This window comes from Mesobacillus sp., from assembly GCF_047739415.1.
In the GTDB taxonomy this organism is placed as follows: Bacteria; Bacillota; Bacilli; order Bacillales; family Cytobacillaceae; genus Mesobacillus.
Genome location: NZ_JBIQOE010000141.1, coordinates 1 through 9827, shown reverse-complemented (window position 1 = coordinate 9827; position 9827 = coordinate 1). Strand labels below are relative to the sequence as shown.

At 40.9% G+C, this 9827-nt stretch carries 11 protein-coding genes and 1 pseudogene; 2 read left to right on the top strand and 10 right to left on the bottom strand.

Annotated features, from left to right (window positions below; translation table 11 throughout):
• Nucleotides 1-413: 413 nt before the first annotated feature.
• A complete protein-coding gene (locus tag ACH0QE_RS11265; protein ID WP_415800770.1) occupies nt 414-1388 on the bottom strand; it encodes an ornithine cyclodeaminase family protein in 975 nt (324 codons plus the stop codon).
• 37 nt (nt 1389-1425) lie between these two features.
• A complete protein-coding gene (locus ACH0QE_RS11260) occupies nt 1426-2724 on the bottom strand; it encodes an MFS transporter (RefSeq protein WP_415800771.1) in 1299 nt (432 codons plus the stop codon).
• Nucleotides 2725-2870: 146 nt separating this feature from the next.
• Between ACH0QE_RS11260 and ACH0QE_RS11255 the strand changes: the two genes are divergently transcribed.
• On the top strand, nt 2871-3359 hold the full coding sequence (locus tag ACH0QE_RS11255; RefSeq protein WP_415800769.1) for a helix-turn-helix domain-containing protein: 489 nt from the start codon (nt 2871-2873) through the stop codon (nt 3357-3359).
• A 567-nt stretch (nt 3360-3926) separates the two neighbouring features.
• Here the strand turns inward: ACH0QE_RS11255 and ACH0QE_RS11250 are convergent.
• Nucleotides 3927-4403 (bottom strand): CarD family transcriptional regulator, encoded by a 477-nt coding sequence (locus ACH0QE_RS11250; protein WP_415800768.1) that lies wholly within the window; start codon nt 4401-4403, stop codon nt 3927-3929.
• A gap of 342 nt (nt 4404-4745) precedes the next feature.
• Between ACH0QE_RS11250 and ACH0QE_RS11245 the strand changes: the two genes are divergently transcribed.
• Nucleotides 4746-5258, top strand: coding sequence for a GNAT family N-acetyltransferase (locus tag ACH0QE_RS11245; RefSeq protein ID WP_415800767.1), 513 nt, complete (start codon nt 4746-4748; stop codon nt 5256-5258).
• 258 nt (nt 5259-5516) lie between these two features.
• Here the strand turns inward: ACH0QE_RS11245 and ACH0QE_RS11240 are convergent, their stop codons facing one another.
• The 7 genes and pseudogenes from ACH0QE_RS11240 to ACH0QE_RS11210 all read right to left on the bottom strand — a co-directional run.
• Nucleotides 5517-6224: a M48 family metallopeptidase gene (locus tag ACH0QE_RS11240; RefSeq protein WP_415800766.1), complete on the bottom strand. Its 708-nt coding sequence runs from the start codon at nt 6222-6224 to the stop codon at nt 5517-5519.
• Between the two features lie 15 nt (nt 6225-6239).
• Nucleotides 6240-6563 (bottom strand): ribonuclease E inhibitor RraB, encoded by a 324-nt coding sequence (locus ACH0QE_RS11235; RefSeq protein WP_415800765.1) that lies wholly within the window; start codon nt 6561-6563, stop codon nt 6240-6242.
• A 240-nt stretch (nt 6564-6803) separates the two neighbouring features.
• The gene (locus ACH0QE_RS11230; RefSeq protein ID WP_026694123.1) at nt 6804-7004 is read right to left on the bottom strand and encodes a cold-shock protein; all 201 of its coding nucleotides are present in this window, start codon (nt 7002-7004) and stop codon (nt 6804-6806) included.
• Nucleotides 7005-7322: 318 nt separating this feature from the next.
• Complete coding sequence (locus ACH0QE_RS11225) at nt 7323-8510, bottom strand: molybdopterin-dependent oxidoreductase (protein WP_415800763.1); 1188 nt, start codon at nt 8508-8510, stop codon at nt 7323-7325.
• Nucleotides 8511-8764: 254 nt separating this feature from the next.
• Nucleotides 8765-9163: a type II toxin-antitoxin system death-on-curing family toxin gene (locus tag ACH0QE_RS11220; RefSeq protein WP_415800762.1), complete on the bottom strand. Its 399-nt coding sequence runs from the start codon at nt 9161-9163 to the stop codon at nt 8765-8767.
• Complete coding sequence (locus ACH0QE_RS11215; RefSeq protein WP_415800761.1) at nt 9163-9414, bottom strand: AbrB/MazE/SpoVT family DNA-binding domain-containing protein; 252 nt, start codon at nt 9412-9414, stop codon at nt 9163-9165. The genes ACH0QE_RS11220 and ACH0QE_RS11215 overlap by 1 nt, the downstream gene beginning before the upstream one ends.
• A 166-nt stretch (nt 9415-9580) precedes the next feature.
• Nucleotides 9581-9827, bottom strand: a pseudogene (locus tag ACH0QE_RS11210) (hypothetical protein); the annotation flags it as partial.

Genomic DNA, 9827 nt, shown 5'->3' with positions numbered 1-9827 from the left:
TATCTTTAGTATCAAATAAAGAATCTAGCCCAAAAAGAATAAGAAACATAATTACAATAACCCGCCACCCAAGATATTTCTGTCTCTTGGAGTGATTTTCAAATACCTTATCTACACTAACCATCCATTCCACATCCTTCCAAGAAACTAAATATTCGACATGAATTTAAAAATTCCTTCTTACAATAAAAAAAAATGACATAATTAATAAAGATATTAAATTTCCTTTTAATTTACTCCAAATTACTTATTAGAGAAAAATACAGGGACGATCTCCAGGCTTTTGAGGAATTGAAATAAGCTGAAGTACTAAGCTTTGCAGTTGTACTTTTAATGTATTTGTTTGTTTGACACTCGGTTACTCAAAACCAAAAAATTCTGGGACATGGATACTCCCCTATGTCCCAGAAATACTATAGAAAGATTTTTTCACCCTCCTTCATCTCCTCCGCCTTCTCAAAAACTCCCTTCGCCACAGCCAAATCAAAATGAGCCGCCCCAACTGATTTGAATATAGTAATATCCTCAACTCCACGTTCCACCGGATTCACATGAAGTTCAGCCAATGTCCCAGAAAGCTTCTCAAATGACCATTTCCCACGTTCCACTGCGTCAATGAATTCTCCAGCTTCGACATTCATCCCCTCATAATCATCTGCATAAATTAATGCTGCTTTTTCAATTGCACCTAACGGGATTTCACGCATTTCAGGTAAGTAACTGCCTACGCCGATGATATGTGTTCCTGCTTTTACATAATCGGCATCAAATACTTCTTCGGTTGAGCGGGTCGCACAGCAAACGACATCGGACTGAGCGACGGCTTCGTTCCGGTCGACTCCGGTATGAATCTTAGCGATAATACCTGCCTCTTTGAGCTTTTCGCCGAATGTGTAAGTTTTATCAATGGTACGATTGACTAGATAGATGTCTTGAATCGGCAGCACGTTCACGATTCCCAATACTTGCTCGAATGCCATTCCGCCGGTGCCGATGACGGTCAGCACTTGGCTGTCGGGCCTGGCAAGGTGGCGGGCTGAAATGGCACTTAATGCGCCGGTTCTCAATCGTGTCAGATAAGAAGCGGACAGTAAGCTTATATGTCTTCCTGTTTGTAGTTCTGTAAGTAAGATGGCTCCTTGTGTGGTCGGAAGATCAGCTGAGCTGTTATTAGGAAAAATCGAGACAATCTTGGTCGCTGCCATGGATGTTCCATCCGAGCTTGGCATATAGAGTACGGATCCGTTGCGTTCCGGGACATTCAGTACTGTACGATGAGGATTTTCCACACGTCCTTCATGAATGGCCACCAACATGGCTTCGACATCTCGGATGGCATCTTCAATTTTATAAATCGATTGGATCAGTTGTTCGTTCAGAATAAGCATTTAGAATCTCTCCTTCTTATGTAAAAACTCGGCCAAATTATTTGGCCGAGCTCATTTTACCAGTGATTACAGTTGGTTCAACGCGGCTTTTCACTGCCCAGATGGCAATCAATGACACCACAGCAGTAAACATGATGTAGAGTGCAACTGGGACGTAAGAATTATCGAATGATGCGAGCAGTGCAGTGGCAACGAGTGGCGCTGTCCCACCAGCGACTGCGGCCCCGATTTGATAACCTAGTGAAACACCCGTATAGCGGACCTTGGCATCAAAGATTTCGGAGAACATGGTTCCAAGTACTGCCGTAATCGGAGCCCAAATGATCCCCAGGCCAATAATCGTCGCCAACACCAGCATGAGTACACTGCCTTGATGAATCATCCAGAAATACGGGAAAGCGAAAGCCATCATAGCTAATGTGCCGGCGATATACATTTTCTTTCGGCCAACGCGGTCTGACAGGCTTCCCATGATTGGGATAAGGATCGTCGTAATGACGGTTGAAACCATAACGGAACCTAACACAGCGGAGCGACTGAATCCTAGAGTGCTTGTCGCATACGAAACTATGAACGTACTGAAAATATAGAATGGAGCTGTCTCCACCACTTTCGCACCGATGGTGATCAGCACTTCTTTCCAGTAATAGCGAAGTGTATTGACGATTGGCAGCTTTGGAATTTCACCTTTTTGCTGAACTTCCTTGAATTCTGGTGTCTCATCGATTCCTTTTCGGATCCATAAACCAAAGACCACGAGCAATGCACTAAAGATGAATGGCACGCGCCAGCCCCATGTCATGAATTGCTGCTCTGGCAATAAGCTCATGAGCCAAAGAGCGAGTGTACCCATCACCATTCCGATCGTCACACCCATTTGTGGAATAGAACCGAAGAATCCTCTTCGTTCTGCAGGAGCATACTCAGTCGCAAGCAACAGAGCCCCTCCCCATTCCCCGCCGATTCCAAGTCCCTGGATGAGACGAAGTGTAATCAAAATGATCGGTGCAGCTACACCGATTGCTTGATATGTAGGCAGGATACCCATTGCGAATGTCGCAGCACCCATCAAGCTCAGTGTTAAAACGAGCGTCTTTTTCCGGCCGATTCGATCTCCGATATGACTAAAAATGATTCCTCCAAATGGCCGGATGAAAAACGAAAGTGCGAATGATGCATACGCTAAAAGCAAGCCTACTGTTGCATCTTCGTTGACAAAGAATAATTGGTTAAATACAAGTGCGGCCATCGTTCCATACAAGAAATAGTCAAACCACTCAATGGAACTGCCAACAAGGCTGGCAATCAATACACGCCAGGTCGTTTTCTTATCCAATTGTTGCATTTTCCCTTCCTCCTCTTTTAAAATTGAAGTAGTACTTCAATTAGATTTTAGATAATGGTTAATATTCTGTCAACTTTGTTCAAATTGACACAATCTCCTTCTAAGATAAAAATAGTAATTAGGAAGGTGGGAGTTTTATGATCGGTGTACGACTGAAAGAAATCCGTAAAGAGAAAAAAATGACCTTGAAAGAACTCGCCGAAGGAGCCGGTGTGTCCATTAGCTTTCTATCCCAAGTTGAACGCGGAAAGTCCAGCGTCACTTTAGAGTCCCTTCGTAAAATATCCGAAGTTCTTGGCGTCAATCCAAGTACCTTTTTTCCAAGTAATAATGAACCTGTGAGTGAATCTTCATTCCATTATAAAGACCTGACACAGCAAGTCCCAAACCCAGAATTTCATCCCATACTCGTCACACTCCCTGCAAACCAAAGTGACGGACAGCCCTTTTCACATAGCGGGCATGAATTTGTCTATGTAATAGAAGGAACTTTGACGTTGCAAATAGGTACAAAGATGATTGAGCTCCCACAAGGAGAATCCTGGTTTTTTTCAGCTAGTGAAACGCATTATTGGTATAACCGTACAGATCAGACGATCAGTTTCCTCGTCGTCTCATCCAGATAAACACACGGTCGGTTCTTCCGTCCCACTCATAGTTAATAAAAAAAGCGTTGTAAGGAATCGTTCTTGCAGTTTTGGGGACGTGATCACCATCCCACATCAAGGGATTTAAAATCATCACCAGTAATCATTACTATTGTTATTTAAATAAAAAAGGGTTTCCTCGTCTGGAAACCCTTTTTGTAGTAAACCATATGGTGATATCAATTCGTTTTTCTCTTTTACATAAGGAAGCTAAACAATTACAATTCACTGTCTCCGTAGATGCAAAAAATCCTTAAAGACAAAGGTGAGATTAATTGTTTTTTTGAAATAATGACTTAAATAATATCCCTAAAACAATGAAAGCCCTACCTCTCTTTCATCCTTACGGCTCCTAGTCCGTGCCAGTGTGAATCAGGATTGCAAAAATCAAGTGACTACTAAACTTCAAACGTTCGTAAAGGAAATTCAAGTAATAAAAATGGATGAGATTGTAGAAAAAACAAAAGAGGTTCATGCTCTACAGGTGAGTTGGAGAAGTTGAATGTCTTGGAAAAGAATATTTTCGGAAAATGTATGAAAGAAACCTTAACAGAAACTTTTTATTTGATGATCAGTAATCCCTTTAATTAATCCCAGTTCACTAATCAAAAATTTATGTGCGTTATCTAACATTTGCTTTTCGCTTGTATTAAGCACTTTTTCTTTCTGTATACGCAGTAAATCACGTACAACTTCAGTACATTCTTGTATGTTACCTGTTTTCATTTTGTCCGCGTTCAGTTTATACCTTTGTTTCCACGGAAGTAATCGATCAGATTCTCCATGTTGAAAAATGTTAATGATGTGTTTAATTGCACTTATGTCAGTAACAGGTCGTATATTTGAATTCAATATTTTACCCGCAGGAATCATGACTTGCATATTACCGATTAACATTTTTATGACATAATACTGTTGTTTTTCCCCTGAGATTTCCTTTTCTTCTATGGCTTTAATAATACCTACTCCGTGCATTGGATAAACAATCGTATCGTCAATTTGAAACAAATAATCCACCTCCATATATGGTAACCTTCTTAACCTTAACATATATATTATTTTTTATCAAATTTTTAATAATATCATAAATTTATTTTTAGTGTCAACTACTTTTCCTTTAAAATTAGAAAAAAATAAAAACAATAGAAATCGCGAGACACCGGGACGGTTCTCAAGTATCATTCGGGAACCAAAATAGTTAAGAAAAACCCTTATGAATCTTGGTTAAGACTTGCCATCCAAAGATAAATGTCGAAGATTACATGGTTAAATTCTTACAATTCACGAGACGCCGGAACCTTCCCCTTGTCGCATAATGATAAGATGTTGCTATACTGGACTATTTTTTGAAATGAGGTATGCCATTTGCTAGTATTCGAAACCGAACGTTTAAAACTCCGCTGGCTAGAAGTCAGTGATCAAGAGTTTATTTTTAAATTGCTGAATGAACCAGGATGGATAAATTATATTGGAGATAAAGGCATTCGGTCACTTGAGGATGCTAAGAATTATATTTTGACCGGGCCAAGAAAAATGTACGAACGAGTTGGGTTCGGGCTTTTTATGGTTGAACTTAAAGAGAGCCAACAGCCGGTTGGTTTATGCGGTTTGATTAAACGGGATGGGCTGGAGGATGTCGATATTGGATATGCCTTTCTTGCGGAACATCAATCAAAAGGATATGCCTTTGAATCAGCAAAAGGGACATTGGAATATGCCCGCAAACTTGATCTGGAGCGGATCGTTGCCATTACAACCAAAGACAATGCTTCCTCCTCAAAACTCCTAGAAAAGCTTGGTTTAGCACTTGAAGGATACGTGACTCTTCCTCAAAGCGATGAGGAGCTTAAGCTTTACGCCATTAACATAGCAAAATAATGGATTCAGAAGCAGAGGGACCTTTCTCTTCCAAAAACTATCACAAAAAAAGAAGCAAAAGGTCCGTCACCCTTTGCTCCCTGTTTGCTGCGTTTGCTCCATCTTTCTGTACAAGATTAGGCTCAAGTTGTCTCTTTTGATCCTACCCATGCATCGGTATCATATCCCCTCACTTGCCAGTAGCCTTCGTGGACTAGTATAAGGATAATATTTTTGAAGTTTTTTGCTCCGCTGAGAGGACCTGTCACCCCCGCTACACTAAACCTCCATCCTCCACCCCGACACCGCGAGCCAGCGCTCATACCGTTCATATTCAGGCATGATTTTTCCGACAAGCCGCCAAAATGAACGGTCGTGATTCATATGGACCATATGGCACATTTCATGGATGACAACATAATCAATCACTTCCATTGGTGCCATGGACAGCTTCCAATTGAATGTCAAATTCCTCATGGAATCACACGTTCCCCAGTTCGTCTTACTGTCCGTGATTCGAATCGAGCGCGGCTTTATTTTGAATTCGCTTTGATGAAATTTAACCCGTTTTTCGACTAATGCCTTGCACTGCTGATAGTAAAATCGCTTCAAAGCCTGTTTGATGCTCTCTTCATTTTGCTCTTTCACGTATACGTGGAGCTTGTCAGCCTCGAACATGGCATTGTCTTTTTCGATATCTTCATCCTGTGAAATCAGAATGTGATAGAGCCTGCCCAAATATAGAAATTGTCCGCCTGGTCCGTACTCTTTTTCCCTACCGGCTGAGGCCCGGTCTTTCATTTCCTTCGCCCTTTGCAAGATCAAGTCCCATTGGCCTTCTAGGATTTGAAGCACACTTGCATCTGAGGTCCCCTTAGGAGCGTGGACTTCGACATGGCCGTACAAATCCATATAAATGCCGATTGTTTTCCGATTTTTATAAATCACATCATACCGGATTGTTTCACCCATAAAAGTATGAAGCATGTCATCACCTAAATTTTAATCTATAAATACGCCCCAGCCATCAGAATGGCCGCCATATGGCTTGCTTATTTTATCCAGCTTTTCCTGCACTTTTTTTAATTCGCTATGGTTAAGGAGCATCCTTTTCGAGCAGATGCAAGCCCACTCATCTGTCTCATCATCCTGCTCGAGTAAGCCATGAAAGCCTTCTTCCTTCAATACAGGCAGAAGCTTCTCGCCAGTTGCCTTATCCGGCACAGCGATAAAAAACTCGACTGGCTGCGGCTTTTTAAAACTGACACCTTCATTAAACAAACTGCGCAATGCTTCTCCATCCGCGTCGTTTGGAAATTTCATCATCCATTCCTCCATTTGTGTGCCTTCTATGTTGTCATTATCATGCACTTGCTAAATTTCTGCTAATCATTTGATTATGAGATTGTTGTGTTATAATGTAAATAACCTTTTGCTTTAAATTTTTTACTTTACCGGTACCATGCCCCTACTCGTTCGTTGAGTAGGGTTTTTTATTTGCTGTTATTTTTGGAAAATAAAAAAAACAGACCCTTTTGGAGTCTGTTTCTGTATGCTATATCAAAATTAAGCTTTTTGAACGTTAGCAGCTTGAGGTCCACGTGCACCTTGCTCAACGTCGAAAGTAACTTTTTGACCTTCGTCTAATGATTTGAAGCCTTCAGATTGGATTGCAGAGAAATGAACGAATACATCTTCTCCACCTTCGCGCTCGATGAATCCGAAACCTTTTTCTGCGTTAAACCATTTAACTGTACCTTGTTCCATGTTTGTTGCCTCCTAGTGCTAATGCACATTGTATTACTATCCTTGCCCAAAGTGATCATTAGAACGAAGAGTCGAACTTTACACCGAACAAAAATAATTCTACCTAAGAATAACAAGATTTAGGAAAAATTGCAAGGGGCTTTAGTAGGATGAGAACGTTACGGTTTAACTGCGATGAAAGTCGGTAGCAATAAAAGAAGCATTGGGACGTACCTTTTGCTTCCCAAAAACAATTGAAAAAGGAGCAAAAGGTGTCACCCTTGCTCCCTGTTTGCTGCCTTTTTTTATACAAGCTCCATCTTTCTGTACAAGATAAGCTCAAGTTGTCTCTTGTGATCCTACCCATGCATCGGTATCGTATCCCCTCACTTGCCAGTAGCCTTCGTGTACATGATCAATGGCTTCGATTCTGACAAGCCATTTCACGGATTTATAGGCATACATTTTGGGGACAATCAGCCGGACGGGGCCACCATAGTCTGACGGGATCAGTTCTCCATCCATGAGCACGGCGACCATAACATCATCCAAGGCTGCCTGTTCAAGGGATAAGGAGTCCGTATAGACACCGTCACCCGAGTAAAACTTCAGGTGGGAGGCGTTCTCTTTCAGCTTTACTTTCTTCATGAGATCTTTCAGCAGGATGCCTTCATACGTGACATGAAGCACGGACCAGCCAGTAACACAGTGAAAATCACTGACCTGGACTGTCCTCTTCAATTTGACGAAATCTTCCCATGACAACGACACTGGTTCATCAACCAGTCCATCAATCGTAAAACCCCAATTTTCATTCGTAAAAACCGGTGTCTCCGTTACTGTATAAACACGGAATTTGCCCTCATACCCTCCACCAATGGGAGGGGATGATTGCGTGGCGGGAATTGGCAGGGGCGAGAGCTCATTTGTGCTGTTCAGCACCACCTCCTGCAGTGTCGATCCCCCATCATCCATCACTTGTTTAAGCCATTTATAAATAGATGGACCCAAAAAGATCGCAAGCAAAGTCACAATTCCGTATTTGAAAAATCCTCTGCGGCTGAGGGCATATAGTTCTTTCTTTTTTTCTTGCAGTTGATCTGATCTTTTCCGAAACCAGCCTGACCTAGTGACTGAGTGGAAAAGGAGGACCGGCAGACCAATCCAGGTGAATACATCATGTACGATCAATGAAGCTTGGACGAGGTTTTCAGGAAGACTCCTTTGAAAAGTCAGCACCGTACCGCTAATGATCCAGCCAATGATCAATCCAATAACTATCGCAAGATTACGTTTCTTTCCTTGTTGTTTTTTTATGACTTTGTAATGGAAAGCAAAATAGCGGAGATAAAGCAGAAGGAAAGCAACCGTTGCAAAACCGATCCAAATATGAGCATCCTTCAACATGACACGGTACGAAGCCAACGGCCCCCTTAATGAAGGAATGAAAAGCAAGATCCCACTTATGAATAAAAATAAGGTAGCATATCCATTCAAATGGTGAAGTCTTTTTAATCTTTTCCACATTCCGCTACACCCACCTCTCGCTTATTCAGAAGCCTGAACCTGAAGAGTCTTCCTGTTCCGATAATCTATAATTATAGTTACTAACAATAATATATTCTAGTTTCAATGGGCTGCAGAAGCAGAGGGACGTACCTTTTGCTTCCAAAAACAATTACGAAAAAAGGAGCATCCGTGAACTGCTCCCACCCGAATTTTCAAAAACTTTTGTAGGTACAATAACAAAAATCCATTCTCGAATTGAAGAGAGAATGGATTTATAGTTTTTCGGTATGATATTTAATTGTTGAAACAATTTCTTCAAACGTGTATTTATGATTTACAACATCAACTGTAAAGTCTTGTTCTTCTTCAATTCCCATCGTCCAACGAAAATGGTTTATTTTCAGAAAAACAATTAAGGAAGCAAGGGCTGTTCGCTTATTCGCATTGTGGAAGGCATGGTTCTTAGCAATTGACTCAAAAAGTGCGGCGGCTTTTTCGTGAATAGTTGGATAGGCATCACTACCAAAAACTGATTGTTTTGGGCGGTTAATAGCTGAATCAAGTAGGTTTGGATCTTTTACACCTAGTGGTTCATCTGGGGAATATAGACGAATTTGTACCGTATTAATAGCAATCAATTGGTTTGTAGTAAGATAGATGACTTCATCCATTATCTGTTCACTAACCCTTTAAATGCTTTGTCATGCTCATTAATAACATCATTTAAAATATCCATGAACTCTGCATCAACACCTTCAGGAAGTGTTACCTGTTCTTTTTTTCTCAAAACAATTTTCCCATCCTTCACTTCAACTTGAACATCATCTCCATGTTCTAAGCCTACTTGTTTGAGTAATTCAATAGGAAGGGTTATTCCAAAACTATTTCCGATCTTAGTCACTTTTCTTTCGAATTGTTCCAAAGGATCACATCCTTGTTATAATTGTTATAACCATTATAACACATTACTACAAACTCAAGCAGAGAGACGTACCTTTTTCAAAAACAATCACGGAAAAAGGAGCATAAGGTCCGTCCCCTTTCTCCCTTTAAGCGCCTGGTTTTATCGACCAGGCACTATATTCATTTTAAATGTACATATTAACCAACTTTCCCTCCAAAGCCTCAATATACCTCTTAGCGGAATTTTGAACAGACTGATGGGCATCTGCCTTAATGACACGATGAAACGCATTATATAGTCTGTCAAAATTTAGAACGCTGACTTTAGCTGCCATCTCCTGAACCTTGTTAGCTGGCAATGGAATAAGGTTTGGATAACTATACATGAAACTTACCCATTGTCGATCGGCCACTATTTGAATAATATCACCA

Bases quoted from the DNA above. Each gene is read 5' to 3' on its own strand.
- ACH0QE_RS11250 (WP_415800768.1), bottom strand. From the start codon at position 4,403: ATGGAGGTGGATTATTTGTTTCAAATTGACGATACGATTGTTTATCCA.
- ACH0QE_RS11255 (WP_415800769.1), top strand. From the start codon at position 2,871: ATGATCGGTGTACGACTGAAAGAAATCCGTAAAGAGAAAAAAATGACC.
- ACH0QE_RS11235 (WP_415800765.1), bottom strand. From the start codon at position 6,563: ATGATGAAATTTCCAAACGACGCGGATGGAGAAGCATTGCGCAGTTTG.
- ACH0QE_RS11230 (WP_026694123.1), bottom strand. From the start codon at position 7,004: ATGGAACAAGGTACAGTTAAATGGTTTAACGCAGAAAAAGGTTTCGGA.
- ACH0QE_RS11220 (WP_415800762.1), bottom strand. From the start codon at position 9,163: ATGGATGAAGTCATCTATCTTACTACAAACCAATTGATTGCTATTAAT.
- ACH0QE_RS11240 (WP_415800766.1), bottom strand. From the start codon at position 6,224: ATGCTTCATACTTTTATGGGTGAAACAATCCGGTATGATGTGATTTAT.
- ACH0QE_RS11225 (WP_415800763.1), bottom strand. From the start codon at position 8,510: ATGTGGAAAAGATTAAAAAGACTTCACCATTTGAATGGATATGCTACC.
- ACH0QE_RS11265 (WP_415800770.1), bottom strand. From the start codon at position 1,388: ATGCTTATTCTGAACGAACAACTGATCCAATCGATTTATAAAATTGAA.